The 25,451-nt window shown below is 59.3% G+C and carries 25 protein-coding genes; 10 read left to right on the forward strand and 15 right to left on the reverse strand.

Translation table 11 applies throughout. The features are described from left to right. Window positions 1-29 precede the first annotated feature (29 nt). Window positions 30-926: a LysR family transcriptional regulator gene (locus TX24_RS23900; protein ID WP_057711366.1), complete on the forward strand. Its 897-nt coding sequence runs from the start codon at window positions 30-32 to the stop codon at window positions 924-926. A gap of 67 nt (window positions 927-993) precedes the next feature. On the opposite strand, the gene TX24_RS23905 is transcribed toward TX24_RS23900, so the two are convergent. After that, window positions 994-1,452 carry an Hsp20 family protein gene (locus TX24_RS23905; RefSeq protein ID WP_003191546.1) on the reverse strand — a complete coding sequence of 153 codons (459 nt, stop codon included), beginning with the start codon at window positions 1,450-1,452 and terminating at the stop codon, window positions 994-996. A 226-nt stretch (window positions 1,453-1,678) separates the two neighbouring features. Here TX24_RS23905 and TX24_RS23910 point away from each other — a divergent pair, with 226 nt between their 5' ends. Beyond that, window positions 1,679-2,107 carry a glycine zipper domain-containing protein gene (locus TX24_RS23910; protein ID WP_003191547.1) on the forward strand — a complete coding sequence of 143 codons (429 nt, stop codon included), beginning with the start codon at window positions 1,679-1,681 and terminating at the stop codon, window positions 2,105-2,107. Window positions 2,108-2,228: 121 nt separating this feature from the next. On the opposite strand, the gene treS is transcribed toward TX24_RS23910, so the two are convergent. Beyond that, complete coding sequence (gene treS, locus TX24_RS23915; protein WP_057711367.1) at window positions 2,229-4,292, reverse strand: maltose alpha-D-glucosyltransferase; 2,064 nt, start codon at window positions 4,290-4,292, stop codon at window positions 2,229-2,231. A 185-nt stretch (window positions 4,293-4,477) separates the two neighbouring features. Next, window positions 4,478-5,266 (reverse strand): AraC family transcriptional regulator, encoded by a 789-nt coding sequence (locus TX24_RS23920; RefSeq protein WP_003191551.1) that lies wholly within the window; start codon window positions 5,264-5,266, stop codon window positions 4,478-4,480. Window positions 5,267-5,453: 187 nt separating this feature from the next. Here TX24_RS23920 and TX24_RS23925 point away from each other — a divergent pair, with 187 nt between their 5' ends. The 5 genes from TX24_RS23925 to TX24_RS23945 all read left to right on the forward strand — a co-directional run bounded on the left by TX24_RS23925 (window position 5,454) and on the right by TX24_RS23945 (window position 11,958). Further along, window positions 5,454-7,079 carry an APC family permease gene (locus TX24_RS23925; protein ID WP_057711369.1) on the forward strand — a complete coding sequence of 542 codons (1,626 nt, stop codon included), beginning with the start codon at window positions 5,454-5,456 and terminating at the stop codon, window positions 7,077-7,079. A gap of 11 nt (window positions 7,080-7,090) precedes the next feature. Next, window positions 7,091-8,017, forward strand: coding sequence for a 4-hydroxyproline epimerase (locus TX24_RS23930; RefSeq protein ID WP_057711372.1), 927 nt, complete (start codon window positions 7,091-7,093; stop codon window positions 8,015-8,017). Between the two features lie 37 nt (window positions 8,018-8,054). Then, window positions 8,055-9,002, forward strand: coding sequence for a dihydrodipicolinate synthase family protein (locus TX24_RS23935; protein ID WP_003191556.1), 948 nt, complete (start codon window positions 8,055-8,057; stop codon window positions 9,000-9,002). Between the two features lie 134 nt (window positions 9,003-9,136). Next, window positions 9,137-10,708, forward strand: coding sequence for an aldehyde dehydrogenase (NADP(+)) (locus TX24_RS23940; RefSeq protein WP_057711374.1), 1,572 nt, complete (start codon window positions 9,137-9,139; stop codon window positions 10,706-10,708). A 2-nt stretch (window positions 10,709-10,710) separates the two neighbouring features. Beyond that, window positions 10,711-11,958, forward strand: coding sequence for an NAD(P)/FAD-dependent oxidoreductase (locus TX24_RS23945; RefSeq protein WP_057711376.1), 1,248 nt, complete (start codon window positions 10,711-10,713; stop codon window positions 11,956-11,958). Between the two features lie 23 nt (window positions 11,959-11,981). Here the strand turns inward: TX24_RS23945 and TX24_RS23950 are convergent, their stop codons facing one another. The 3 genes from TX24_RS23950 to TX24_RS23960 form a co-directional block, all read right to left on the reverse strand. Then, window positions 11,982-12,965: a GlxA family transcriptional regulator gene (locus TX24_RS23950; protein ID WP_044274164.1), complete on the reverse strand. Its 984-nt coding sequence runs from the start codon at window positions 12,963-12,965 to the stop codon at window positions 11,982-11,984. Between the two features lie 867 nt (window positions 12,966-13,832). Beyond that, window positions 13,833-14,441: a LysE family translocator gene (locus tag TX24_RS23955; protein ID WP_003191561.1), complete on the reverse strand. Its 609-nt coding sequence runs from the start codon at window positions 14,439-14,441 to the stop codon at window positions 13,833-13,835. 122 nt (window positions 14,442-14,563) lie between these two features. Beyond that, on the reverse strand, window positions 14,564-15,013 hold the full coding sequence (locus TX24_RS23960; RefSeq protein WP_003191562.1) for a winged helix-turn-helix transcriptional regulator: 450 nt from the start codon (window positions 15,011-15,013) through the stop codon (window positions 14,564-14,566). Between the two features lie 96 nt (window positions 15,014-15,109). On the opposite strand from TX24_RS23960, the gene TX24_RS23965 reads away from it, so the two are divergent. Continuing rightward, on the forward strand, window positions 15,110-16,051 hold the full coding sequence (locus TX24_RS23965; protein WP_034135740.1) for an aromatic alcohol reductase: 942 nt from the start codon (window positions 15,110-15,112) through the stop codon (window positions 16,049-16,051). Window positions 16,052-16,101: 50 nt separating this feature from the next. Here TX24_RS23965 and TX24_RS32205 read toward each other — a convergent pair whose 3' ends face one another. Both TX24_RS32205 and TX24_RS23970 read right to left on the reverse strand, forming a co-directional pair. Then, a complete protein-coding gene (locus TX24_RS32205) occupies window positions 16,102-16,269 on the reverse strand; it encodes a hypothetical protein (RefSeq protein ID WP_167348429.1) in 168 nt (55 codons plus the stop codon). Window positions 16,270-16,485: 216 nt separating this feature from the next. Continuing rightward, window positions 16,486-17,205 carry an META and DUF4377 domain-containing protein gene (locus tag TX24_RS23970; protein ID WP_244175916.1) on the reverse strand — a complete coding sequence of 240 codons (720 nt, stop codon included), beginning with the start codon at window positions 17,203-17,205 and terminating at the stop codon, window positions 16,486-16,488. Between the two features lie 628 nt (window positions 17,206-17,833). Between TX24_RS23970 and TX24_RS23975 the strand changes: the two genes are divergently transcribed. Continuing rightward, window positions 17,834-18,187, forward strand: coding sequence for a hypothetical protein (locus TX24_RS23975; RefSeq protein WP_057711381.1), 354 nt, complete (start codon window positions 17,834-17,836; stop codon window positions 18,185-18,187). Here TX24_RS23975 and TX24_RS23980 read toward each other — a convergent pair. Further along, window positions 18,179-18,388 (reverse strand): hypothetical protein, encoded by a 210-nt coding sequence (locus TX24_RS23980; protein WP_057711383.1) that lies wholly within the window; start codon window positions 18,386-18,388, stop codon window positions 18,179-18,181. The two genes, TX24_RS23975 and TX24_RS23980, sit on opposite strands and share 9 nt — an antisense overlap. Window positions 18,389-18,471: 83 nt before the next feature. Here TX24_RS23980 and TX24_RS23985 point away from each other — a divergent pair, with 83 nt between their 5' ends. After that, window positions 18,472-19,152, forward strand: a complete 681-nt coding sequence (locus TX24_RS23985; RefSeq protein WP_057711385.1) for an SOS response-associated peptidase family protein — start codon at window positions 18,472-18,474, stop codon at window positions 19,150-19,152. Window positions 19,153-19,305: 153 nt separating this feature from the next. Here TX24_RS23985 and TX24_RS23990 read toward each other — a convergent pair whose 3' ends face one another. From TX24_RS23990 to TX24_RS24015, 6 genes are all read right to left on the reverse strand, one after another. Continuing rightward, window positions 19,306-19,833 carry a lysis system i-spanin subunit Rz gene (locus tag TX24_RS23990; RefSeq protein ID WP_057711387.1) on the reverse strand — a complete coding sequence of 176 codons (528 nt, stop codon included), beginning with the start codon at window positions 19,831-19,833 and terminating at the stop codon, window positions 19,306-19,308. Then, the gene (locus TX24_RS23995; RefSeq protein ID WP_057711389.1) at window positions 19,830-20,381 is read right to left on the reverse strand and encodes a glycoside hydrolase family 19 protein; all 552 of its coding nucleotides are present in this window, start codon (window positions 20,379-20,381) and stop codon (window positions 19,830-19,832) included. Before TX24_RS23995 ends, TX24_RS23990 begins: the two co-directional genes overlap by 4 nt. A 67-nt stretch (window positions 20,382-20,448) precedes the next feature. After that, entirely contained in the window at window positions 20,449-21,729 is a 1,281-nt protein-coding gene (locus TX24_RS24000) for an O-antigen polymerase (protein WP_057711391.1), read from the reverse strand. Between the two features lie 127 nt (window positions 21,730-21,856). Further along, window positions 21,857-23,314 carry a hypothetical protein gene (locus tag TX24_RS24005; RefSeq protein ID WP_057711393.1) on the reverse strand — a complete coding sequence of 486 codons (1,458 nt, stop codon included), beginning with the start codon at window positions 23,312-23,314 and terminating at the stop codon, window positions 21,857-21,859. Window positions 23,315-23,390: 76 nt separating this feature from the next. After that, entirely contained in the window at window positions 23,391-25,001 is a 1,611-nt protein-coding gene (terL, locus tag TX24_RS24010) for a phage terminase large subunit (RefSeq protein ID WP_057711395.1), read from the reverse strand. Next, the gene (locus tag TX24_RS24015; RefSeq protein WP_057711397.1) at window positions 24,998-25,447 is read right to left on the reverse strand and encodes a terminase small subunit; all 450 of its coding nucleotides are present in this window, start codon (window positions 25,445-25,447) and stop codon (window positions 24,998-25,000) included. Before TX24_RS24015 ends, terL begins: the two co-directional genes overlap by 4 nt. Between the last annotated feature and the right edge of the window lie 4 nt (window positions 25,448-25,451).

A 25,451-nucleotide genomic window follows, 5' to 3' on the forward strand; every position in this document is an offset into this window, starting at 1 on the left:
CGTTCACTTATTTCCAGGCAGGTGCCTTCATGGACATCAAACAACTTAAATTCCTGATCGCGCTGGAGCAGACCCGCCATTTCGGCCAGGCCGCCGCCCGCTGCAACATCACCCAGCCCACCCTGTCGATGCGCCTGCGCAACCTGGAGGAAGAACTGGGCCTGGAACTGGTGACCCGTGGCCAACGCTTCGAAGGCTTCACCCAGGCCGGCGAACGCGTGCTGGCCTGGGCCAGGACTTTACTCGCCGCCCACGACGGCCTGTTCGCCGAAGCCGCTGCGTGTCGCGGCCAGTTAGTCGGTAACCTGCGCCTGGGCCTGGTGCCCCTGAGCGGCTTCAACCCGATCAGCTTCATCCAGGGCTTGTCCCACAGCTTCCCGGAACTCAAGTTCAGCCTCACCTCCATGAGTTCGGACAAAATCATCGAAGCCCTGGGCACCAACCAGTTGGACCTCGGCGTGTGCTACCTGGACCACGTCAGCCCCAACTACCTGGAGTTTTTCGAACTGGGCGAAACCCGTGTCGGGCTGCTGTACGACACCCGCCACTTCCACTTCGAAGGCACCCAGATGAGCTGGGAAGAAGCCGCCGGACTGCCTCTGGGGATGATCAGCAATGGCATGCACTACCGAAAATCCATCGACCTGAGTTTCCGCAGCCGCGGTCTCGATCCCCAGCCGATTCTGGAAAGCGACTCCACCTATCAACTGTTCCAGGCCATTCACGAAGGCTTCTGCTGCGCGATCATGCCGTTGGACAGTGGCCTGGAAAGCCCGATTGAGAACCTGGCGTTTATCCACCTGCCGGATGCCAGCGTCCTTGCCCCCCTGGGCATGGTGATGCGCAAGACCGAACCGCGCTCGGCCATCGCAGAAAAATGCTTTGCCGAGGCCAGGCAGTTGTTTGCGCCCAATACCCAGGCTTAGCGGGCCTGGGTTTGCAGCGCACACAAAAAAGGCGCTCCGCAGAGCGCCTTTTTTACCGCCGATTGTTTTACTGCAAGCTGACCTGACGCAGTTCAGGTTTGGCCTCGCCACCAATCATGATGCGTTTTGGCTTGGCCTCTTCAGGCACTTCACGCAGCAGGTCGATGTTGAGCAAACCGTTGGTCAGGGATGCGCCACGTACTTCGATATGGTCCGCCAAGCGGAACGACAACCGGAACGCACGTTGGGCAATGCCCTGGTGCAGGTAAGCGACCTTATCGTCGGTTTCGCGTTTACCGCCAGAAACCGTCAATACACCCCTCTCGACCTGGATATCCAGATCCTCCTCGGTCAGGCCAGCCACGGCGATGACAATGCGGTACGCGTCGTCACCGTGCTTTTCCACATTGTGAGGTGGATAGGAATTCGGAGCCTCGCTGCGCAGCGCCGACTCGAACAGGTCATTGAAGCGATCAAAGCCCACCGATTGACGGAACAGTGGGGCCAACGACAGGGTAGTAGCCATTTTAAAATCTCCTGAGTTTCTCCAAGTGATTTAGTACGCGACCCGGATTCGGCATCGCGTGATCAAAAATTTATGGACGCGCAAAAGGAATTCAAGAGGGTTGATAAAAATTTTCTTGCGCAAGGGGCGAACACCGAAACCCTAGTGCGGCGGCCTGTGCTCTAATCACATTGCCAGGCGTGCTTTACCCCGTGAGCGCCTGAGACAGCCCTTGAGGTACAAAAAAATGAAAATGACATTCCCGGCCCTGGCATTGGGCATCCTGATCTCCCAAGGCGCCCTGGCCGCTGGAGATGGTACCGCCGCGCTGGGCGGCGGTGTAGGCGGCGTGTTGGGCAATGTGGTCGGCCAACAGCTCGGTGGCTCGACCGGTGCAGCCATCGGTGCAGGCGTAGGTGGCGCAGCCGGGAGTGCGGTGGGTGCGCAAAAAGGTAATAAAACCGAAGCGGCGATTGGCGGCGGTTTGGGCTCGGCGGGCGGCTCGCTGATTGGTAATCGCCTGGGCGGTAGCACCGGGTCGACCATTGGCGCGGGCGTGGGCGGCGCAGCCGGCGGCGCGTTGGGTAACAACCTGGCCGATGACGAGAGCGGTCATCGCTCAAGTGGTGGCAAGCACAAAGGCAACAAGCATAAGCACAAGAACAAGCACCACTGATCGTCTGGTTTACCCTGTAGGAGCGAGCTTGCTCGCGAAAAAATCACAAACGCCGCGTTTATTCAGGAAGCACGCGTTATCGTTGACGTTTTTCGCGAGCAAGCTCGCTCCTACAGGCGATTTACATCGGCGTGCTGCTCACCACCCGCAACGCCAGCCCTTCATAAGCGTCCAGCGTGATCGTGAACGCGCCCTCCTCGGTCAAATCTCCCTCCACCCGCTCATTGATGATATCTACCACCGGCCCCGGTGCGATGTTGGGCAGGTGCAAGGTTTCGGTGATCGGCGTGGCACCGAAGTTCAACGCAGTGATTTGCGTGCCCTTACCCGCCGGCAGTTCGTGAACCATGATCAACAAGCCGGGATGCTCGACATCCGGCACCAGGATCTGCCGGCTGGCGGCGATGTCGTAGGCGCGGCGCACGGCGAGGATTTTTTGCAGTTGGGAGGCAAAGGACTCTGGATCCTGCAGTTGGCTGTTCAGGCTGCCATACAGGCTTTTGGAGCGCGGCATTTGCCCCGCCGACAGCTCGGCGTCGGGGTTCAGGTCCACCAGATCATAGGCGCCACGGTGGATCCAGCGCGTGTCGCCATCGGCCATCAGGTGCGCCACGTCTTCGGCCGCCAACGGCAGTGCGCCCACCAGGTCCCAGCCGGACAAGGCAAACACCCCAGGTTGCATGGCGTTGTACATCACCAGCAGCAAGTGGATCTGGCGAATCTGCTGGATATCCGCCGGGGTGATCGCCTCCAGGTCACGAATACCCAAGGCCGCAGTGATGATGCTGACCGTGGTGCAGGACACGCCGTTGGTCACGAACTTGAGGTTGTACGGCGCATGTTCACCGGTCAGGCGTTCGTACATCTGCTCGCGGATATGCTCGCGCAGGATGTTGCCGGGGAAGGTCTGCCCCTGGAACATGAAGCTGTCGTGGGCGTGCAGCGTCCAGAAGTGCACCAGTTCCAGGGTCAGTTCATCGTGGTTCTGTAGCGCGTGGATCAGCGATCCTGGGTCGATACCCAGCGTGTGCATCTGGCGCAGCATCAGGCGCAGAAATTCTGTGTCGCCCATCAACAACGCGTGCTGGTAGGCAGGCCGGGTGATGAAATCATAGGACAGGTCGGCGCCGCCATGGGACATGGAGGCGATGTCGTCCACAGTCAGGTTGAGTTCCTGGAAACTGAAACCACCGGCCTTGCGAATCGCCCCGCCGAGCAACTGGTTGCCGGTGATCGACAGCGGGTGGCTTTCCGACCAGGCCGTACCGTCCAACTTGCGCTCTACACCGAGAAACCCGTTGGCGTCCAGGCGCAGGATCTTCGCGCCCATCACATCAATGGCGTGCAGCGCGTCGCCGATGATCATCTGCTGAGCCGCGAACGAGGGATCCAGCCAATTGAGCGACGGCTGGCCTTCCTTGAAGTAATGCAGGTACACCCAACGCCGTGGTTTGCCGTCTACGCCGACCACTTGCGGCGTGGCGCTCCAGTCAGTTTCCTTTACCCCCGGCTCGAAGAAGATCACCCGCTGCAACTGGCCGACGATGTAATGCTTGTCGCGCAGCGCATCCACCTGTTGCGGGCTGAGGTTCTGTGCATCGCGGCCTTCGGCGACATCCGGCAGCAACGACCAGTCTTCCTCACGGATTTCCACCATATGGTAGAGCCCCGGATAGTCCTCATAGGCCATCTCAGCCAGGCGAAAGTCCGCGCCCTTGCCGGTATGGGACGGGATCACGTCGTCGATGATCACCGCATTGTGCGCGGCGGCCATGCGCGTCAATGCCTGTAACTGCGCCTCGGTGCCCAGTTGCGGGTCGATGTCGAAGCTGATGCGGTCGAAATTGCCGTCGATGGTCGGCGTGTGCTCGGTACCAGACAAGCCACCGGACTTCTTCAACGGGCCGTTGTGAATGCCTTGGATGCCAATCTTCGACAGGGTATGCCACAGGGTTTCGTCCCCCAGCGCTTCCAGTACGGTGCCGCCTTCGCGGGTGACAATCGACGCGGGGTAGGCAGTGAACCACACGGACGATAAGGCTGAAGCGTCACGCGGCCGGGTCTGCGCATAGGGCTGCTGCCACAAGCGCCCTTGCCCCGAATAAAGCTTGGCCCGCTGCCGCGCTGCGTGGAGCATGGAATGTTGCACCAGCCAGTTCACATGATCGTTATTCGCCGCGGTCATAAGCTCGGTACCTGTCGTGGTGAAAAGGGTCGGTGTAAGCATATGAGGAGCGTGGGCGCCATTCGTTGCATCGCAATAGAACGCTTACCCTGTAGGAGCGAGCTTGCTCGCGAAAAACCCACAGGCGCCGCGTTGATTCAGGACGCCCGCGTTATCGTTGAGGTTTTTCGCGAGCAAGCTCGCTCCTACAGAAGACATTCACCTGCGCTGCCGCCTTGCGTGGCTTGCCGGTACTGCCTCGGGGTGAAGCCGGTAGAAGACTTGAACTGCCGGGTAAACGCACTGTGGTCGGTATACCCGCATTGCAGCGCCACCTCGGTAATCGGCAACTCGGTATGCAACAACCGCCGGGCATGTTCCAGCCGGACTTTCTGGATCATTTGCCGGGGCGTGAGGTGGAACACGCGCTTGCAGTAACGTTCCAGTTGCGCCACGGAAATCCCGGCGATGCGGGTCAATTCACCCAGGGTGACGCGGCGGTTGAAGTGGCTGCGGATGTGTTCGTCCACCGCCGCCAGGCGCTGATAGGCCGGGTGGGTTTCGCTGGCTGATTGCAGGTCTACCGAGATCCCGGCCAGGCCGATGATCGCACCGAGCCGGTTGTACAGCGGCCACTTGTGGGTCAGGCACCAGCCGGGTTCGCGGGTGCCGTAGAGGTGCAATTCGAGTTGGTCTTCCAACACCAGGCCCTGCCTCAGCACACGACGGTCCTGTTCGGTATAGCCGGGGCCCAATTGCGCGGGAAACACTTCGGCGCTGGTCTTGCCCAGCAGCGGTTGCAGCTGCTTGAGGCCGCAGCGTTGCACCAGGGTACGGTTGGCGAGCACGTAGCGGGCGTCGATGTCCTTGATGAAAATCGCGGCATTGGGCAGTACATCAAGCATCGGCAGCAACTGCTCTACCCCGCTCAATAACTGCTCGATGCTGTGGGGTCGGCTGCCCTGGAAAAGGCTCGCGAACGCGCTCTGCAACATGACTTTATCTGCCCTTTTATTCGTCGACAGCCAGCAGATTGCGCCATGGGGCGAGCGCTGTCGAGCGCGGCAAATTGTGCTGAATTCGTCATCCATCGCCGCATAAAACATCAATCCTCAGCCAGGCCTGTGGGTTCAGGATAGCGCCACTGCATGCCTATCCAATAACTCACAAGAAGGCGCCGCTATGTCAGGCCAAGGCAAGTTCAAGAAACAGCTGTCACTGATGGACCTCACCTTTATCGGGTTGGGGGCCATCTTCGGTTCGGGTTGGTTGTTCGCCGCCAGCCACGTGTCTGCCATCGCAGGCCCGGCGGGGATTTTTTCCTGGTTGCTCGGTGGTTTCGCCGTGCTGCTGCTGTGCATTGTCTACTGTGAACTCGGCGCCGCCCTGCCCCGCGCCGGTGGCGTGGTGCGCTACCCGGTGTACTCCCATGGCCCGCTGCTGGGCTACCTGATGGGCTTTATCACGCTGATCGCGTTTTCCAGCCTGGTGGCGATTGAAGTGGTCGCCTCGCGCCAGTATGCGGCAGCCTGGTTTCCCCAGCTGACCAAGGCCGGCTCCAGCGACCCGACCACCCTGGGCTGGCTGGTGCAATTTGCCTTGCTGTGCCTGTTCTTTGTGCTCAATTACCGCAGCGTGAAGACCTTTGCCATCGCCAATAACCTGGTGAGCGTGTTCAAGTTCATCGTGCCGTTGCTGGTGATCGGCGTGCTGTTCACCTTCTTCAAGCCTGCGAACTTCCAGGTGCATGGCTTTGCACCGTTCGGCTTGTCGGGCATCGAGATGGCCGTGTCCGCAGGCGGGGTGATCTTTGCCTATCTGGGGCTCACGCCGATCATTTCGGTGGCCAGCGAAGTGAAAAATCCACAGCGCACCATCCCCATCGCCCTGATCCTCTCGGTCCTGCTGTCGACCGCCATTTATGTGCTGCTGCAAACCGCGTTCCTCGGCGGCGTGCCTACCGAAATGCTCGCCAATGGCTGGGCCGGCATCAGCAAGGAACTGGCCCTGCCCTATCGCGATATCGCCCTGGCGCTGGGCGTGGGCTGGCTGGCCTACCTGGTGGTGGCCGATGCGGTGATCTCCCCCAGCGGCTGCGGCAATATCTACATGAACGCCACCCCGCGCGTGGTGTATGGCTGGGCGCAGACCGGCACCTTCTTCAAGGTCTTCACGCGCATCGATGAAAAGTCCGGCATCCCGCGCCCGGCGCTGTGGCTGACCTTTGGGCTGTCGGTGTTCTGGACCTTGCCGTTCCCGTCCTGGGAAGCGCTGATCAACGTGGTGTCCGCAGCCCTAATCCTCAGTTATGCCGTGGCCCCGGTGACGGTCGCCGCCCTGCGCCGCAATGCACCCGACATGGCGCGCCCGTTTCGGGTCAAGGGCATGGCGGTGCTGGGCCCGCTGTCCTTCATCATCGCTGCGCTGATCGTGTACTGGTCGGGCTGGAGCACGGTGTCCTGGCTGCTGGGCCTGCAAATCCTGATGTTTGTGGTGTACCTGTTGTGTGCACGCTGGGTGCCGACCGCGCACCTGAACCTCAAGCAACAAGTGCGCTCTTCGGCCTGGCTGATCGGCTTCTACGCCGTGACCATCCTGCTCTCCAAACTCGGCAGCTTTGGCGGCATCGGTGTGATCAGCCACCCGTTTGACACCCTGGTGGTGGCGGCCTGCGCCCTGGGCATCTACTACTGGGGCGCCGCCACCGGCGTGCCCGCCCATTTGGTGCGCCTGGAGCAGGAAGAGGATGAAAGCGAAGCCGTCAGCGACGCGCACTACAGCGCCCCACTGTCCCCGACCACCCACTGATGGAGCGCCTTATGAAACGGCTGCACGTGATTGACTCGCACACCGGCGGTGAACCTACGCGCCTGGTCATGAGCGGTTTCCCCGCGCTGGTTGGCGACACGATCGCCGGCCAACTGGAACACCTGCGCACCCACCACGATCAATGGCGCCGCGCCTGCCTGCTGGAGCCACGGGGCAACGATGTACTGGTGGGCGCGCTGTACTGCGCGCCCGTCACGCCGGGGGCGACCTGCGGGGTGATCTTCTTCAACAACGCCGGCTACCTGGGCATGTGCGGCCACGGCACCATCGGCCTGGTTGCCTCGCTGCACCACCTGGGACTGATCCAACCGGGCGTGCACAGCCTCGACACGCCGGTCGGCCCGGTCGCGGCCACCTTGCACGAAGACGGCAGCGTGACCCTGCGCAATGTGCCCGCTTACCGCTATCGCAAACAGGTGCCGGTTGAGGTGCCTGGGCACGGCGTGGTGCTGGGCGACATCGCTTGGGGCGGCAACTGGTTCTTCCTGGTGTCGGACCACGGCCATGAGTTGCAGATGGATAACGTGGAGGCCCTGACCGACTACACCTGGGCGATGCTCAAGGCCCTCGAAGCCCAAGGCATCCGTGGCGCAGACGGTGCGCTGATCGACCATATCGAACTGTTCGCCGACGACGCCCACGCCGACAGCCGCAACTTTGTGATGTGCCCTGGCAAAGCCTATGACCGCTCCCCCTGCGGCACCGGCACCAGCGCCAAGCTCGCCTGCCTGGCCGCCGACGCAAAACTCGCCGCAGGAGAACCCTGGGTACAAGCCAGCATCACCGGCAGCCAATTCCTCGGCCGCTATGAGTGGGACGGCGAACGCGTACGCCCCTTCATCACCGGCCGCGCCTACATGACCGCCGACAGCACCCTGCTGATCGACGAACAAGACCCGTTTGCCTGGGGCATCTGAGCCCTTGATCAATTCAACTGAAACCGGAGTTAGCACCATGAGCGACAACATCTTCACCGGCTGCATGCCCGCCCTGATGACCCCTTGCACCGCCGAGCGCCAACCAGACTTCGACGCCCTCGTCGCCAAGGGCCGCGAGCTGATCGACATCGGCATGAGTGCCGTGGTGTATTGCGGTTCCATGGGCGACTGGCCGCTACTCACCGAGGCCCAGCGCCAGGAAGGCGTGGCGCGCCTGGTGGCGGCGGGTGTGCCAACCATCGTCGGCACCGGTGCGGTGAACAGCCGTGAAGCCGTATCCCACGCAGCCCATGCCGCCAAAGTCGGCGCCCATGGTTTGATGGTGATTCCCCGCGTGCTGTCCCGAGGGGCTTCGGTCACTGCGCAAAAGGCCCACTTTGCAGCGATCCTCAACGCCGCCCCCAACCTGCCGGCGGTGATCTACAACAGCCCCTACTACGGTTTCGCCACCCGCGCCGACCTGTTCTTCGAACTGCGTCGCGAACACCCGAACCTGATCGGCTTCAAGGAGTTCGGCGGCGCCGCCGACCTGCGCTACGCCGCCGAAAACATCACCTCCCAGGATGATGATGTGACCCTGATGGTCGGCGTCGATACCCAAGTGGTCCACGGCTTCGTCAACTGCAACGCCACCGGCGCCATTACCGGCATCGGCAATGCACTACCACGCGAAGTGCTGCAACTGGTAGCCCTGAGCAAAAAGGCCGCCAAGGGCGATGCCAAGGCGCGTCGCCAGGCCCGCGAATTGGAAGCTGCGCTAGCGGTGTTGTCATCGTTCGACGAGGGCTGCGACCTGGTGCTGTATTACAAGCATTTGATGGTGCTCAACGGCGACCAGGGTTACGCCCTGCACTTCAACGAAACCGACGCGCTCAGCGCGGCCCAGCGCCGCTATGCCGAGCAGCAATACGCGCTGTTCCGCCAGTGGTATGCCAACTGGTCGGCAGAACAGAACGCCGCTTGATTCTTTGTAGGAGCGAGCTTGCTCGCGAAGAACGTTAACGATAACGCGCTCACCCTGAACGAACGCGTTGTAGGCACGTTTTTCGCGAGCAAGCTCGCTCCTACAACACCTCTTTTGTTTTCCAGGATTTCACCATGACTCTGACAGGCAAGCTGCTGATCGGTCAGCAATCCATATCCGGCCATCGCGATGCGATCCGCGCGATCAATCCCGCCACCAACGCCCCACTGGAACCCGCCTACGCTGGCGGGGATGAGCAGCACGTAGAACAGGCCTGCGCACTCGCGTGGGCCGCGTTTGACGCTTACCGCGAAACCCCCTTGGCAGATCGCGCCACGTTGCTTGAAACGATCGCCACCCACATCGAAGCCTTGGGTGATGAGCTGGTCGAACGCGCCTGCGCCGAAACCGGCTTGCCTCGCGCACGCATTGAAGGTGAACGCGGCCGTACCTGCGGGCAACTGCGCGCTTTTGCGCGCACCGTGCGCCTGGGCGAATGGCTCGACGTGCGCGTCGATACCGCACAGCCCCAGCGCCTACCTCTGCCCCGCGCCGACCTGCGCCAGCGCCATATCGCTCTGGGCCCGGTGGCGGTGTTCGGTGCCAGCAACTTCCCTCTGGCCTTCTCCGTGGCGGGCGGCGATACCGCGTCGGCCCTTGCCGCCGGTTGCCCGGTGATCGTCAAGGCGCATAACGCCCACCCCGGCACCAGCGAACTGGTGGGCCGCGCCATCGCCCAGGCGGTGAAACACTGCGGTTTGCCGGAGGGTGTGTTTTCACTGCTCTATGGTGCGGGTAACGAGGTGGGTATCGCACTGGTGAGCGACCCGCGCATCAAGGCTGTGGGCTTTACCGGTTCGCGCAGTGGCGGCATTGCCCTCTGCCAAGCGGCGCAGGCACGCGCGGAGCCGATCCCGGTGTACGCGGAAATGAGCTCGATCAACCCGGTATACCTGTTTCCTGCTGCACTTGAAACTAGGTGCGAAGCCTTGGCCGAAGGGTTCGTGGCGTCGCTGACCCAAGGCGCCGGCCAGTTCTGCACCAACCCTGGCCTGGTGATCGCCCTGCAAGGCGCCGCTCTGGACCATTTTATCCAGTCCGCCAGTGAGCGGCTCTCGCGTTGCCCGTCCCAGACCATGCTCACACCGGGTATTTTCAGCGCCTATGAAACCGGCGTGAAGGCCCTGGCCCAGCACGCCAACATCGCCGCCAAGGGCATGCCAGCGACCGGGCCGAACCTGGGCCAGGCCCATCTGTTCGTGACCCAGGCCGAGGCGTTCCTGAACAACGAACAGCTGCAAGCCGAAGTATTCGGCGCCGCCTCGCTGGTGGTGGCATGCCGCGATGTCGAGCACATGCGCCAGGTGTCCGAACACCTGGAAGGCCAACTCACCGCCACCCTGCAGATGGATGACTCAGACCTGCCCCAGGCACGGGCGCTGCTGCCGGTGCTGGAACGCAAGGCTGGGCGCCTGCTGGTAAATGGCTGGCCAACCGGCGTAGAAGTGTGCGACGCCATGGTGCATGGCGGGCCCTTTCCGGCGACTTCGGATGCGCGCAGTACCTCGGTGGGCACGGCGGCTATTCTGCGGTTCCTGCGCCCGGTGTGTTATCAGGATTTCCCGGACGCCTTGCTGCCCGCCGCCCTACAACACGACAACCCGCTGCGGTTGCGGCGCCTGCTCGACGGCCAACGAGAAGCATAACCATGGCCGATCCCAATCAAGCAGACATCGTAGTAGTCGGCGCCGGCATTATCGGCGTCGCCTGCGCCTTGCAGTTGGCACGCCAAGGCCGGCGAGTCGTCGTGCTCGACGCGCAGGCACCCGGCATGGGCGCCTCCTACGGCAACGCGGGCCACCTGGCGACGGAGCAAGTCTTCCCCATCGCCGACCTGTCAATCCTCAAGCGCTTGCCCGCCATGCTCCTGGACCCCATGGGCCCACTGCGCCTGGACTGGGCCTACCTGCCCCGCGCCCTGCCCTGGTTTATCCGCCTGCTGTTGAACCTGCGGCCAGCGCGTTATCAGCGCACCGTGGCCGGCCTTCGCGCGCTGAACGAAGGCAGCCTGGGCGCGTGGCAACGCTTGCTGCAATCGATTGGACAAGCTCAATTGCTGCGTGAAGACGGTTCGCTATTGGTGTTTGAGCGCGCCGAATCCCGCGCTGCACTGGATGCAGTGCAGCAACGCATGAGGCAGCAAGGCGTCGCCGTGGAGTCCTGGAGCGGCGATGCGGTGCGCAAGGCTGCGCCGCAACTGAGCGACGCCATACAAGGCGGTTTGTTCTTCCCGGCTACCGGACACTTTCTGGACCCGTACACGGTGATTGGCGAACTGGTGAACGCAGCCAAGGCCGAGGGGGTGCAATTTCTTCAGCAGCGGGTTCTGGATGCGCGCCTGGAGGGCAGCGGCGTTTCCCTGATGACCGACCAAGGCGTAATGACAGCACCGCACGTGCTGATCGCCTGCGGCGCCCACTCGGCCAAACTCACTGCTGCACTCACCGGCAAACAAGTGCCACTGGACACCGAACGCGGTTACCACCTGATGCTGCCCCAAGAACAACAACGACTGCCCTTCGCGGTCACTTCGCTGGAGCGCAAATTCATCATGACGCCCATGACCGGTGGCCTGCGCCTGGCCGGCACGGTCGAATTCGCCGGCCTCGACCGCCCGGCCAATATGCAACGCGCCTGGCAGCTGCACCGGTTGAGCAAAGGGCTGTTCCGACACGACTTGAGCCACAGCGAAGCCACACCCTGGATGGGGTTTCGCCCTTCCCTGCCCGACTCACTGCCAATCATTGACCGGGTGTGCGAGGGCAAGGTACTGCTTGCGTTCGGTCACCAGCATCTGGGGCTGACACAAGCAGCGGTGACGGCCGAGAGGGTTGGGCAGCTTGCGGCGGGTGAGCGTGTGCCAGAATTACAGCCTTATCGGCTGGATCGTTTCTGAAAACACCGAAAACCAAATGTGGGCTACTTGACCAACCGCTTCTCCTTCGAGGGGCGATAGCCGAAATACGCGCTGTAGCATTTGCTGAAATGGCTCGGCGAGACAAACCCGCACGCCACCAGCACATCCACCTGGGATAACTCGGTGTGCTGCAACAGGCGTCGCGCTTCAGTGACGCGCAGTTCCATGTAGTAGCGTTGCGGCGTGGTGCCCAGCTGTTCTTTGAACAGGCGTTCCAACTGGCGGCGGGAACGGCCGGCGTAGACGGCGAGTTGATCGAGTTCCAGAGGCTCTTCGAGGTTGGCGTCCATCAACTTCACCACCTCGCGCAACGGCGCGCTGACACACATGTTTTCGGTGGGTTTGATGCGGCGGTAGCGCGACTCTTCGAACGCCAGGATATCTTCGATGCCTTCAACCAAGGCTTTGCCATGCAGGCTCTTGATCCAGTCCAAGGCCATATGGAAAGCCCCCGAGGGGCTGGACGCAGTGAGGCGATCGCGGTCGATCACGTAGGGCTCGCTGGTGACCTGCGCCGCCTTGGACACTTCGGCCAATGCCGGGCGATGCTCGGGATGGATGGCACAGCGGTAACCCTGCAACAGCCCCGCACGCCCGAGGAACCACGAGCCGTTCCACAAACCGGCGAGGCGCACGCCCGCTTCACCCGCGCTGCGCAGCCATTGGATAAACGGCTCGCTGGCCTTGAGTTCGGTGCGAAAACCACCGCAGATTACCAGTAGGTCCAAGTCCTGCAACGTCGCCAGCATCAGGTTCGCATCCGGGCGAATGACCAGGCCCAGGTCGCTGATGACTTCGCCCTCACCCCAGCCGAAGGTGCGCGTAGCGAACAGATCGGGGCGCAACAGGTTGGCGGTCACCAGCGTATCGAGGGTCTGGGTAAACGCCGGCAAGGAGAAGTGTTCGAGCAGCAGGAAACCGACACGGGTGACCGAGGTTGATTGCTGAGGGTTATCACTGAGGTAGCGCAGGTTCTTGCCTTGCATGCCACCGCTGAACTGGCGTCTTTCCATCGAGGGTCGGCCCACGCTTATTGTTGTGCAGTGGGCGCTATCTTAGGGGCAAATGCCGTGTCTGTCTCAGGTGACGCTCAAGGCGGACAGCGGCCATGGCGCTGATCTTGATAAAAACTGTTCGCTTGAAAAGCCACGGCCCAGGCGCTGCGCGGTGATCTGATACGGTTTTTTCTTTTCGATCTGCGCCTGTATTGAAAACCGCTTGAGGCGGACAATAGCCCCATCCCGACATTCCTGTCGTCCCCTTCCCCTCGGAGGCCTTATGACCAAGATGGCGATTTTCCTGTTTGGCTTTTTGGTGTTGACCATTGGTATCGGTATGTTGGCGACCATCTCACCGGTCTAAGCCCGCGCTACTTCCCCTGTGGCGAGGGAGCTTGCTCCCATGACGGCCTCATACCCGACGCTTATCTACCTGACGCCCCACGATCCAACTGTGGGAGCTGGCTTGCTCGCGAAGGCGGCCTGGCAGGCGACACTGTTATACCGAGTACATATCCATTCCAGCGGTAACGGCTACTTGGGGTTCCGCTCTGACAGCGGGTCACTTTGGAAAAGCCGGAATGCCGGGCCAGCCCAAAGTAACCAAAGGGCTCTTGCCCCACCCCTCGGCACCTCGCTTGGGCTCGGTGTGCCCGTAATCCGCCAGTGATTTGGGGGGCCGCCGCCACGCGCCATCCATGGCGCGGGGCGGCTAAACCGGCATCCCTGCCGGTTTACCCCCCAAATCCCTGTCGAATTCCGGCCAGCGTGGTTTAACGGGGCGCCTGAGATCAAGATCACAAGCAGAGCAAGATCAAGAGCGACTCGCTTCGCATCGTGGTTACCTATGCCACCTCAGCCCACAAACAGCATCGGATACAGCGACAGCACCAACAGCCCGGCCATGGACCAGTTGAACATCCGCAACCAGCGCGGCTCACGCAGCAAGTTGCGCAAGCCGCTGCCACACCCCACCCACACGCACACACTCGGCAGGTTGACCACTGCAAATACCAGGGCGATCACCAGTACATTAGTCACATAACCCTCGGCCGGCGTGTAGGTAGTGATCGCCCCCAGCGCCATAATCCACGCTTTGGGGTTGACCCACTGGAAGGCCGCCGCACCGAGGAAGGTCATCGGCTTGCCATGTTCATCCGGGTTATCAGACATGCCGCCCGCATTGGCAATCTTCCACGCCAGGTATAACAAATACGCGGCGCCGACATACCGCAACAGCGTGTAGGCCCACGGGAACACCTTGAACACCTCGCCCAAGCCCAGCCCCACACAAATCACCAACAGCATAAAGCCAATGCTGATCCCCAGCGCATGGGGCATCGAACGGCGAAAGCCGAAATTCACGCCTGAGGCCAGCAACATGGTGTTGTTGGGCCCTGGGGTGATCGAAGAAACAAAAGCGAACAGCACGAAGGCTGATAACAGGCTGGTAGACATGAACATGGCGCGGCATCCAAGCGGTGGTGATGTGCCTGCGACAGTAGTGGGTTATGGCGCGCTGCGCCCCGTACAGCTAGGGGTGGATCGAGGCATACACTTGCACAGCCTTCATCGAGAAGTTGCGCTTACCGAGGCGCATCGGGAATCGGTGTGGGAACCTGCCACGCCGGTTTTTTGCCCTCCTGACTGTCGAAAATACGCCGAGCCTTGCGAAAGTCCTCCACGTTTTCCACCACCCAGGTCCAGATAGGCGACATGCGAATCAAAAGCTCTCGGCCCAGGGGCGTCAGCTCGTACTCGACGCGGGGCGGAATCTCACCGAACTCGCGCCGAACCAACAAACCATCGCGCTCCATGGCGCGTAGAGTTTTGGTCAACATGCGCTGAGTCACACCTGTCATCTGCCGTTTTATCTCGGCATGACGCATCGCACCGTACACACCCAAGGCATGCAAAATGCCCAGTGACCAGCGGCTACCGGCGTGAGCCAGGACTTCACGCCTGACGCCATCGTCTTCTTCCCTGAGCGACTGGCAGATAACTTCTGCCTGGCTGAGCGTTTCATGATCGGTCATTTCTACCCCTGGTATCACCCGTGTGCCTTCTTATGAGCGCTGCCGAATCGTGCCAGCATGAACTCATCTTATCGCCAACAGGTCTGCGGAGAAATCATGCCTGAAATGACCCCACTTCCCTCTCAATCGATCCTTGTTCTAGGCGCCGGCGAGCTCGGCCTGCCGGTTTTGCGCAATCTGGCGCGTGAGGCCAAACGCGCGCCCGGCTCCACCCTCAGCGTGTTGCTAAGGGAGTCGACCATCAACACGCAAGTGCCCGAAAAAAAGGTAGAGATCGATGAGCTGCGCGGCCTGGGCATTCAGATGGTCGCCGCAGACCTGGTGAACGACTCAATCGATCAACTTGCCAAGGTCTTCGCACGCTTCGATACCGTGATCGGCTGCGCGGGCATGGTCGCGGGCCGCGAAACCCCGATGAAGCTGGCGACCGCCGCGCTCAAGTCCGGCGTGAAGCGCTACTTCCCGTGGCAGTTCGGCGTGGATTTCGAAGTGATTGGCCGGGGCAGCCCCCAGGATCTGTTCGATGCTCAGCTCGATGTGCGCGAGTTGCTGCGCGCCCAGGACAACACTGAATGGGTCATCATCTCGACAGGCATGTTCACCAGCTTCCTGTTCGAGCCGGTGTTCGAGGTCGTCGACTTCGACAACAACACAGTCAACGCCCTGGGCAGTCTGGAGAATAGCGTGACGCTCACCACGCCAGACGACATCGGCACGCTGACAGCGCAAATCGTGTTCTTCGAACCGCGCCTGCGCAATCAGATTGTCTACCTGGCCGGCGACACCGTGACGTATGGGCAGGTTGCGAGCATGCTGGAGCGTGTTCTGGATCGTTCGTTCAAGCGCAACGTGTGGACGGTTGACTACCTCATGCAGGCACTGGAGCAAGACCCCACACACCACATCAAGAAGTACCGTGCCGTATTCGCACAAGGCAAAGGTGTGGCCTGGCCTAAGGCGGCCACCTTCAACGAGCAACAGTCGATTCCGGTCACCACTGCCGAGCAGTGGGCTCGGGAAAACCTTGCAGACCTTTGAAAGCCGGATTCTGAGGCCAGCCGTAAAGGCTGGCACAGGTGAAGGGACGGTTAGCGGCTTTGAGCTTCACGCTGCTGGCCAGAGGCATGTTGTTTTTTTACATGCTTGCGCGACCTGAGCTCGTATTGATGGTGAATAAACCAGGCGATCAACAACAACCCAGTGACGCCAAAAACCAAGACCAACAGCTCTAGCGCAGTACCTTCATGTGAAAACATTTTTCGTTCCTCGTCCTGAAGCCGTATGACCGAAAAAACAGCCACACCGAAATTGTTTGTAATAATTCAAACATTTTCAGGGTAGTCGGCAAATCCTCTGGTGACAACCCCGATCGGGCTATGACCCTTGATCTAGACGTGTCACTCGTCGAAAAACGGGTAAATCACAGGCAATAAAAAACCCCGTAGACGCTAATCTACGGGGTTTGCGCGAGCTTACTTGCTGCCAGAAGCGTCCTGCTCGACCACCATATCCAACACGTAGACCGTGGAAGGCGCATCCGCTGGCGGATTCTTCCATTCGTACTGCTTGACCCGCAACACAGTGCGCACGCCGTCATGATGCACGAAGCCTTCGATAGGCTGGTACAGCGGATGCCAGGTGTCTTGGGTCGCCAGTTGCAGGCCCGCGTCGTCATAGCGACGCTCACGCACTTGCAGGCACTGATAATCTGGAATCAAAGGATGGCTGCACTTGACCGTCTTGGCCGCCACTTCCAGAAACTTGACCTCACCCTCGCTACCGTAGCGGGTCTGCGGGGTGGCCTCGCCTTGCAACTTGAGCACCGAGCCGTCTGCTGTCGTCAGTTGCAGCATCGGCGCCCTGTTATCGCCGGTGATCACAGCGCGCAGATCGCCCTTGAACAGCCGCCCTACCTGGGCGTCAAGGTCCATCAGGCTCTTGTCACAGGCCATCAGCGTAGAGGCCAGTGGCTGAACCTTCAGAACCCCGTCCTGATAGTGATAGCCGCCGAACTGACGATTGCAGCCGCCGCTGATGCTCAGGTTGTTGTCACCAAAGGCAACACGCAACTTGCGCTCGATGCCTTTGTTCATCGCCACGAGAGGCTTGCCCGACGCATCCGTTGCCGAGACCAGGTTCCAGTCGTAAGCAGATAAGGTTGGCTGGGCTACAGCGGCTGAGGTAGTTGGCATCGAAGGTGATTCTTCATGGCTTTTGGAAGGGGCGGCACAGCCTTGGATGAGTGCAGCACACACGGCTACAAGAAGAATTTTTTGTTTCATGGTTCACTCTGTCAGCTTTGATGAGTGCGGGCGTTATTCTGCGCTGGCAGGATAAGCGCGCGGCTAAAACGGCGTGAGGAGGTCGTTTGAGGCTTTAATGAGCGTAGACCCAATGCGCGCTTGGCGGACCTCGTCCTTGGCCGATAGCAATCGGACATCATTTGCTTCGATCAGTTTCACCCAATGAGGTCGGTGGCGGTATTGCTAAATCCCAGGCAATAAAAAACCCCGTAGACGTTAACCTACGGGGTTTCTAAGAGTGGAGGCCGAGGTCGGAATCGAACCGGCGTAGGCGGATTTGCAATCCGTTAACAGGTCTCTATTTCATTGGGCGTCTACGGCGGAGACCCCGTATTTAGAGGGCTTTTGGCAACAATACTGTATGCCCACACATGGATATATGGGACATCCGGTGTCCCAGGATTGTCCCGCGCAATCCAGACTCTCACCTTCCCAGGCGTTCTGCCGACGAACACCACTCCCCAAACCTGCCACACCTCGATTACTGTACGCACATACAGTATTTGAGATTCACGCTATGAACGTAGACATGGACACCGATGATTGGCTCGGTTGCCCCACTCCACTTGAGATGTACCAGCACCAATGCTCAATTCTCGTAGATGAGCTGGTGGAGACCGAGCGCATGCTGCGTCGAGCGCGGGCGAATATCGCCGGCCTGGTGCAGATGAATGATCTGCTGATGACGGGAAAGGCCGAGACAGAAGCAAAGCTCGCTGCGGCTGAGGAAAAGATCAGCACGCTTGAACAGCAGTACTCGTTTGCCTCAGTGCAAAGCGTGAAGATCATCACCGGACAGCGCGACCATCTGCTCAGGGAGAATCAGCGATTGCTGCTCGAGCTTAGCGTTTACAAGCAGCCATTAGCCTAACTCGTCGGCATAGGCCGCAACTGCTTCCTCAGTCAGCTCGCGCCACTCACCTTCGTTGATCAGCCCCTGCTGCTTGAGGTCGTCAGCCAGGGCCAGTCGCGTTTCGTAGCGCTCCTCCGGTGTGGCCGATATGAAGGCTGGATCGTTACGCAGCGCAAACCACGCCTCCATTGCGTTCACCTGATCAACGTTGATCATCATGACGAATACCTCGAGCCAGTGTCTACATTGTAGAGATTGGCCGGGGACCGGCTGTTCATCGGTGCCGACGAGCGGAGATGCTTATGTGCGGGAGACTTTCGCAGTACCGGGGAATCCACGACTTCGTTGCGGCGCTGAGCATGCCCAATGCTCTGGCGAACTCTGTGGGCGATCAGCCGATTGAGCGGTACAACGTGGCGCCGTCAACTGCGGTTGCGCTGCTGCACCTGCAGGGCGAGCTGCTCCACGCCGATCCGGTGCGCTGGGGATGGCGGCCGCATTGGGCGAAAGACCGGGCAGCGCCGATCAACGCACGAGTAGAAAAAGTTGCACACGGCCCCTTCTACCGGGCGATCTGGCCGCACCGTGCAATCACGCCTATCGACAACTGGTTTGAGTGGGTAGATGAAGGCGGTCCAAAGAAGCAGCCCTACCTCATCCGCCGGCGGGATGGTGCACCGATATTCTGCGCCGCCATCGGCCAGCTACCGGATGCTGATGAAGGCCCAGGCGAGCATGATGGCTTCGTGATCATCACCGCCGACAGCGCCGGCGGCATGGTGGACATTCACGACCGCCGCCCGGTGGTGCTTACCCCGGACCTGGCGCGGGAATGGTTGGACCCGGCCACGCCCAAGGAGCGCGCCGAGCAAATGGTCCTGCACCAGGGCGAGCCGTCCGAAGTGTTCGAATGGTTCAAGGTCAGCATGGCCGTGGGTAACGTGCGGAATAAGGGACCAGAAGTGATACGACCTTTAGGTTAATTGTCGTAGAAATACCACATGACAGACGCCACTGTGACGACCCATCCAAGGGTGAGCAGTATTGACAGCCCCGCAAGCCGCTTATCCATGGTGCCCTTCAGTTACCAAAATGATCGAAGTCAGAGCGCACCCGGCAATATTAGCTCAACGCACTCATCGTGCAATTGCGCGGACATAGGCCTGGCACGCGCGCAAGGCGATTATGGCGTTATCCCCGTCGTCGGTGATGGCGACAATTCGTTGCGCATGCGCTGGGTCAAGTTGGGCTCGACGGGCTGCATGAACCACGCCGCCGGCGCCGGGGGTGGCAGGCAGGTTGCAGCTACTGGCTGAATCCTCGGCAAGGAGGACTGACAGCCGGACATCAGCAGTAGCAAGCTGGTCACGCAGGCGAGCCTGGTTGCGCTGGGCATCGGATAATTCCTTGGAGTGTTGTTGGTCCTGGGTCGCGAGCTGTTGCTCGATGGACAGGCGCCTGTCCTGCTCGGCCTTTTGCTGACGCCAGGCCTCGTTGGTGATGGCGTCGAGCTGGCCCTGGTGCGCGGCGCTCTGCGCGGATAGCTGTTCAGACAGTTGCTTGCCCATGCGCCAGTCCTGCACCTGCCAGGTGACTCCCGCAGCACCAGCCATCAGCAGCAGGATCAGCACCGCCAGGCCTGCAAGCTTCTGTAACGGCGTCATGCCAGCACCTTCAAGGCAGCGTTATAGAAAGCCATCCGCTCAGCCAGGCCGTTGATACCGCCATTGATACGGCGAGTGATCATCTCGAACGATCCGGAGTCGGCCAGCTTGTTAAGGTCGCGGGAGTTCCAGAACCACCCGGCAGACTTGGCCGCCCACTCTGCCTGCTCAAGCAGTTCAGGGGTGCGCAGTAGGCGGTCATCACCGAACAGCGCCTTACTGCACGCCAGGTAGTTGTCGCGCCCAGTGATCTGGATCAGGCCTCGCCCGCGGTACTTCTGCCCGTCCCCGTCAGGCTCTGGAGTATTGCCCAGACGCTTGGCCAGGGCGCCAGTGTCGTACTTGCTCAGGTACTGGTCACCACCCAGCTCGCGCACGTACCGGAACTGGCCAGACTCGTGGCCGACCTGGGCAATGAAAGCGGCCATTCTGAGCTTGGTATTGATCTGGTACCGATCCATGGCGAGGGTCAGCGCAGATGCAAAAACGCCGGCTTGGCGGCCGGCGTTGGGGAGGATGCGCAGCAACTGCTGCTCACTGATGGGCATACTTTTCTCCAGGCGTAAAAAAGCCCGCTCAATGGCGGGCTACTATTTCTGATTGTCGAATCAGTCGTCAGGTGGCAGGCGTTTGGCCGGCTGATTGGTTGATCATTGCTCGATCGCGTCTGATCTTTTTCCGATCCGTGAACAGGAAAAATACCAGAGCCATCAGAGCGGTCAACTTTATGAGTGACCACCATGAACTTGATATCTGATCGCTGAAAAGCGAAAGCACGATGGACGACATGAAAAACGACGCAAGCATCATGTAGTAAACATTGCCTGCCTTCGCTTTAAAGTACGTATAAGTCGATATAACTGAGTACATCGAAAGGAAAGCGATTACGCCGAGAACACCAAATTTTGGATATAAGGAAAAGTACATACTGTACACATTACCCTCCAGATCTGGAGCGTACCTGTTGAAGGCCAAATGCTGAGGGTCTGGCATGCATAGACCGACGAATGAAAGCATGTGGCATATAGAGCTGAATGGAGACCATAGAGGCTCTAGGCTTATATCCCCATCAAAATAACGAGCAAACAGAACAGGACCCTGAAACGCATAACCTGCGAAGTGCTCTAAAAACGCATAAACAAAGTCTCCAGCACTTTCGTCCGAATCAAGAGCCACCTTTGCCGTAGCAATCGCGCCGCCAATCAACACAAGAAGAAAGCATCCACCAACCCATATTACTAACTTGGCAGATAACTTGCCGCGCACGATAACCCATATGAACAACACACCTATCAGCAGCTGCAGAAGTCCGGAACGCCCAGAAGCAAGCAGAATAAGCAACGACCATGGGGCTGATATTATTAGGAGCGAAGACGCTGAGCACCACTTTTTCAGATAGCAAACAACAAAAAGAGGGATCAGCATTGTGCCGACCTGTAGATAATTTGAAGCCGCCCAACCTAGTACGTCGTCACCCTCAACGCTTCTCTGCCTTGCAATGTAAGCAGCTTGAACAAGGTCCGGTGACAGACTTGTAAGGTCAAAATATATACTTGGCAGTATTGCCACATGGAGAACGCAAAAGAAAAACACCATTTTTCTTGCGTTAATAGGTCTGTAGAAGTAACCAGATGCCACACTCGTAGAGTTAGACCTGCGCAAAATTTCAGATGTAGCAATGCTGACGACAGAAAATACAATGCCCCCTGCGATGAACAGAAGTAGAGATTCTGATTCTATTGGGTAGAACCCTAGCAACTCAGATGCGCTTACTCCCCAAAGGCCGAAGGCCCAGGTGAATGGGAATACCGCAGACGGGTGCCATTTGTCCTTAGAAAACAAAGACGCCAAGATCCCGATCAGAAGAAATATCATACCAACAGCAAAGCTATACATCCTAGTCAAGTCCCTTCGATGTGACCCCAAGTGAAATTGCTTGCGAAAGCATTATTGCACCCAAGCCCTTTCGCAAGCACGATAAAAATATCGAATTGACGGTGCTAGCTTCGGTATTTCTTCATACCTACCTGACTAGGTAGGTCAGCGAGGCTGAAAGCCTGTCTCCCACAGCCCACGAGAATGGCGTACCGGCCCTGACGCCTGCCCCATTACGGCCGAAGTTCAACAGGCTTCCGCCGCCAGGGATCTGCCCAAACACCACAAAGTCGGTTGAGGCGCTGGCGTCAAAAGCGTTACCAGCCATCCCGTCTGCATTGATGTTCGGAGTCGCCACAAATGGCAGGGCGAACGTCCAGGGTGCTGCGCCATCACCAGCTGTAGTTGTTGAGCCGAACTCAAGTCTAAGCTGTACCGTTACGATCCTCCCAGATCGTACGTAATTCAAGGTCAGCGAGCCGTTTCCAATCGAAGGCGCCGTACCTGACGCTTGTGTCCAGCCAGTGTTAGTAATGGTGCCGCGAGCGTCGAACGAGTTCGAGTTGCTTGCGGAATCCTCGGTTATCTCGCCTTCACATCCTGCAAAGCGGTGTCCTACGCCAGAAACGATATTCACTGCGCCTGCAAAAGAGATGCCAGTAAATGTGGAGCCGCCGCCGCTGACAATGAGGGGCGAGGTATTCCCGAAGCGGCCATTTGCGAAGTGCATCAAGCCAGCACCGGCACCGTGCTTGAGCGTGGTCATGTAAAACTCGCTCATGCTGCAGCCGTTACCTGACCCAGTAACGTCAATAAATCCACCAGAACACCAAATACCCCTCAAGAAAATAGGCCTGACGGTTGATATGCCACCGAAATCAATAGCAGCAACCGTTGCTGGCTCAAAAGTGCTCCCCTCAAACGAGGTGATATTCCAGCCTCCTGCATTACCGGGGAAGCAGAGGGCAAAGCCCTTCATCAGGTTTGAGCGGCAGCGCTCCACACTACCAGAGAAACCTTCGCAAATAATTCCTCTGCCAGTGAAGGTTGCGCCGACCCCTTCAAAGTTAAGATCTGAAATACGCGATAGGTTTCCGACGTAAATAGCGTCACAGTTGGCGATTTTGGTGAAAGTGGTACCGCGCTGACCGCCTGCCCCATGCCAGAATTGGCACTCCGGTACGGTGAGTCTGACCGCCTGCAGGTATCCCCCGTCGTCCAGGAAAAGGTCCGCACCGGCCCCCTCGGCCGCCATCCGAGCGTTTATCGCGGCCGCGTCATCAGAGCCGCCCCCAATCGGGGGGATAAATATAGCGCGCCGTAATAGTGTTTTTATCGCGTCCCCGACAGTGCCAGATGCATACGTTTGAGCTTCGCTGAAGCCGACCATGCCCGAACCTGCAGCTGCGAAAAGCTCAGCACGCAGTGTTTCGTCAAGAGCCTCTTCTTTGATATCCCGGATTACCTGTTTGAGATTCGGAATTGGGCCTGAGTCGGTCGGAATTTCAGCAGCGTCTAAAGCGTCGTTATTGAATTTATAAGTGATGTTGCTGCCGATCTCCGCGCGAACTGTGGCGATCTCAAGCCGCTGAGTCTGGTCAGTCATGTCGTTTCCTTGGGGCGTGTTTAATGAGCGCAGCCGAGTTCGGCCAACGAAAGTTGGGGCGGTTTAGGGTTTTCGCTTAAAGCCAGTTGCCGGAGAAGAAGTCGCCGCTGTTGCTGATGAGCATGTCCGCGACTGCGTCGAACATGGTGTCTACCTGGTCGTCGTGGTCGTGGCTGTCGTCGGCCGTGAAGGCTGATGCTTCCGTAAGGAAAGGGGCGACCCATTCGGTGCTGGCGATTGTTTCGCCTCGATGGTCCTTGACGTGCTCGATCTTTCGTCCTTGGTCATCGAAAATTGCCGGGACGAAAACCCGACCGGACTTGATCCAAGGCACCGCATCCATGCAGCGGGTAACTTTGTTGGCTGCTGGGCCGCGCGGCTGAGCTTCGATTGGAATAGAGCCCTTCTTGCTGATGGTTTGAATCAGGCCAGTGCCTGACGATTTGTCCTCGACGCGCATGTATCTGAGTGCTGCAGGTCGGAACTGGTCCCAGTCTTTCCATTTCTGCCAGACGCGCAGCGCTTCCGTCTCAAGATCCCCTGCATCCCATTTGCCGCGGTGCACCTCAATGATGTAGAGGTTCCCATCGACTCCAAGTCCGCAATGATTGAAGACAGAGAAGTCGTGCTGCTCACCTGTTTTCTGCGCGGTGTCGACGTAAACGCCGCGCCACACCAGAAACGGCAGCTGTTCGTATGTCTTGAACCAGTCGGCATCTATCATGCCGCCAGTAAGAGCCACGGGCTCCTGCTGGTACTGGCTGACCATGGTGTACGGGTCCCTGTCCCACAGGGCCATCAGGTCGTCGACGGTTTCCTTGGCTGGCCAGTAAGACCAGTACTCGACGCCGCCGCGGACGATTGACGGACTTCCGAAAACATCGCGCTCGGCGTGTTCGCGGATCTCATCAGGCAAGCTTGCGATGTAATCGCGAGTGACCAAGGCAGGAACCTTGATGTGTGCGAAATCAAGACCCATGCCGCCCTTGAGCAGGAAGCCCGACACGTCGTCCGTGTGCAGGCGTTGCTGGGTACAGATGACAGGGGTATCTGGCGAAGCCCTACGACTGCGCAGAGTGTTGGTGACAATCCGCTGGGCCTTGGCGCGCATGGTCGCGCTAAAAGCACTGTCGGCCTTTTCCGGGTCATCCAGGTTAATGAATCCGGTGAAACCTTCGGAGATGTAGCCGCCGCGCACGCCGGTGATCTGTCCGCCAGTGGAGCGGCTGAAGATCTGATGCTTGTTGCGCCCACGATCGTCGGTGATGACCCAGTTGGCCACATCGGCCTTCCCTAGGTCGCACGGCCACAAATCCTGATATTCATCGCTGGTGATGATGGATTTGATGCGGTTTGAGTTCTCTTCAACCAGTGCCTTTGAGTAGGAAACGTTGAGCGTGCGCGTGCGGTCGAACTTGGTCATGGCGTATGAAGGCACATGGATTGACCAGAACTCGGTCTTCGTGCCCCCAGGCGGCATGTTGAATACAACGTTTTTCAGCTCACCAGACAGCACCCTCAAGGCTGTGTGATCCATGTAGCGATGGTGCCAGTTGCAGAGCATCTTCATGCCCTGGTTCAGCTGGAAAAAGACGCGCATGAACGACAGCGGTGAATGCTCGCTTATGAGTTTTGCTGCTTGTCGTTCTGCGCTGCTCATTACATCCCAGTCGAGCAGCTTGCTCATAGGCAGTCCAGCACAGAACTCAGGGCCTTCTGGTCAACCGTGACCGTGGAGCTGGTTTCAATCGGTGCGCCGTTCTTGCCGGTGAGCTCCACGATCTTCTTGTCCAGGCCCAATAGCTTGGCCTTGCCCATCGTGGCCGATACAGCGGCGGATGTCTGAGGCGTTTCCGCGCCCAGCGCCGCTGTCCTGGCCTCTTCCAGCTCGGCAAGGAGCGTGTCCACGGTGATTTCGTGACGCTCCATGACTTTCTTCCTTAATTCTTCGAGCCTGGCCTGGACCTGGGGCTTCTGTAGGGTGTTATAGCCTTCACGGCCGATAGTGGCCGTGGCCATGTTTTCAGTGTTGTAGGCGATTCGATAGGACTCCGCTGCGTTAGCTGTCTCGACGTAGGCAAGGCAGAACTTTTCCATCTTGTCGCTGAAGTGACGCTTTCGCTTGCGTTCCATAGTT

The organism is Pseudomonas lactis (assembly GCF_001439845.1).
In the GTDB taxonomy this organism is placed as follows: Bacteria; Pseudomonadota; Gammaproteobacteria; order Pseudomonadales; family Pseudomonadaceae; genus Aquipseudomonas; species Aquipseudomonas lactis.

What these genes read in the sequence shown, in the direction of transcription:
- TX24_RS24005 (WP_057711393.1), bottom strand. Translation starts at nt 23,314, where the DNA reads ATGACTGACCAGACTCAGCGGCTTGAGATCGCCACAGTTCGCGCGGAG.
- TX24_RS23930 (WP_057711372.1), top strand. Translation starts at nt 7,091, where the DNA reads ATGAAACGGCTGCACGTGATTGACTCGCACACCGGCGGTGAACCTACG.
- TX24_RS23985 (WP_057711385.1), top strand. Translation starts at nt 18,472, where the DNA reads ATGTGCGGGAGACTTTCGCAGTACCGGGGAATCCACGACTTCGTTGCG.
- TX24_RS23945 (WP_057711376.1), top strand. Translation starts at nt 10,711, where the DNA reads ATGGCCGATCCCAATCAAGCAGACATCGTAGTAGTCGGCGCCGGCATT.
- TX24_RS23940 (WP_057711374.1), top strand. Translation starts at nt 9,137, where the DNA reads ATGACTCTGACAGGCAAGCTGCTGATCGGTCAGCAATCCATATCCGGC.
- TX24_RS23905 (WP_003191546.1), bottom strand. Translation starts at nt 1,452, where the DNA reads ATGGCTACTACCCTGTCGTTGGCCCCACTGTTCCGTCAATCGGTGGGC.
- TX24_RS24000 (WP_057711391.1), bottom strand. Translation starts at nt 21,729, where the DNA reads ATGTATAGCTTTGCTGTTGGTATGATATTTCTTCTGATCGGGATCTTG.
- TX24_RS23925 (WP_057711369.1), top strand. Translation starts at nt 5,454, where the DNA reads ATGTCAGGCCAAGGCAAGTTCAAGAAACAGCTGTCACTGATGGACCTC.
- TX24_RS23920 (WP_003191551.1), bottom strand. Translation starts at nt 5,266, where the DNA reads ATGTTGCAGAGCGCGTTCGCGAGCCTTTTCCAGGGCAGCCGACCCCAC.
- TX24_RS23970 (WP_244175916.1), bottom strand. Translation starts at nt 17,205, where the DNA reads ATGCCAACTACCTCAGCCGCTGTAGCCCAGCCAACCTTATCTGCTTAC.
- TX24_RS32205 (WP_167348429.1), bottom strand. Translation starts at nt 16,269, where the DNA reads ATGTTTTCACATGAAGGTACTGCGCTAGAGCTGTTGGTCTTGGTTTTT.
- TX24_RS23955 (WP_003191561.1), bottom strand. Translation starts at nt 14,441, where the DNA reads ATGTTCATGTCTACCAGCCTGTTATCAGCCTTCGTGCTGTTCGCTTTT.
- TX24_RS23960 (WP_003191562.1), bottom strand. Translation starts at nt 15,013, where the DNA reads ATGACCGATCATGAAACGCTCAGCCAGGCAGAAGTTATCTGCCAGTCG.
- TX24_RS23935 (WP_003191556.1), top strand. Translation starts at nt 8,055, where the DNA reads ATGAGCGACAACATCTTCACCGGCTGCATGCCCGCCCTGATGACCCCT.
- TX24_RS23965 (WP_034135740.1), top strand. Translation starts at nt 15,110, where the DNA reads ATGCCTGAAATGACCCCACTTCCCTCTCAATCGATCCTTGTTCTAGGC.
- TX24_RS23910 (WP_003191547.1), top strand. Translation starts at nt 1,679, where the DNA reads ATGAAAATGACATTCCCGGCCCTGGCATTGGGCATCCTGATCTCCCAA.
- TX24_RS24015 (WP_057711397.1), bottom strand. Translation starts at nt 25,447, where the DNA reads ATGGAACGCAAGCGAAAGCGTCACTTCAGCGACAAGATGGAAAAGTTC.
- TX24_RS23990 (WP_057711387.1), bottom strand. Translation starts at nt 19,833, where the DNA reads ATGACGCCGTTACAGAAGCTTGCAGGCCTGGCGGTGCTGATCCTGCTG.
- treS (WP_057711367.1), bottom strand. Translation starts at nt 4,292, where the DNA reads ATGACCGCGGCGAATAACGATCATGTGAACTGGCTGGTGCAACATTCC.
- TX24_RS23900 (WP_057711366.1), top strand. Translation starts at nt 30, where the DNA reads ATGGACATCAAACAACTTAAATTCCTGATCGCGCTGGAGCAGACCCGC.
- TX24_RS23995 (WP_057711389.1), bottom strand. Translation starts at nt 20,381, where the DNA reads ATGCCCATCAGTGAGCAGCAGTTGCTGCGCATCCTCCCCAACGCCGGC.
- TX24_RS23950 (WP_044274164.1), bottom strand. Translation starts at nt 12,965, where the DNA reads ATGCAAGGCAAGAACCTGCGCTACCTCAGTGATAACCCTCAGCAATCA.
- TX24_RS23980 (WP_057711383.1), bottom strand. Translation starts at nt 18,388, where the DNA reads ATGATGATCAACGTTGATCAGGTGAACGCAATGGAGGCGTGGTTTGCG.
- TX24_RS23975 (WP_057711381.1), top strand. Translation starts at nt 17,834, where the DNA reads ATGAACGTAGACATGGACACCGATGATTGGCTCGGTTGCCCCACTCCA.
- terL (WP_057711395.1), bottom strand. Translation starts at nt 25,001, where the DNA reads ATGAGCAAGCTGCTCGACTGGGATGTAATGAGCAGCGCAGAACGACAA.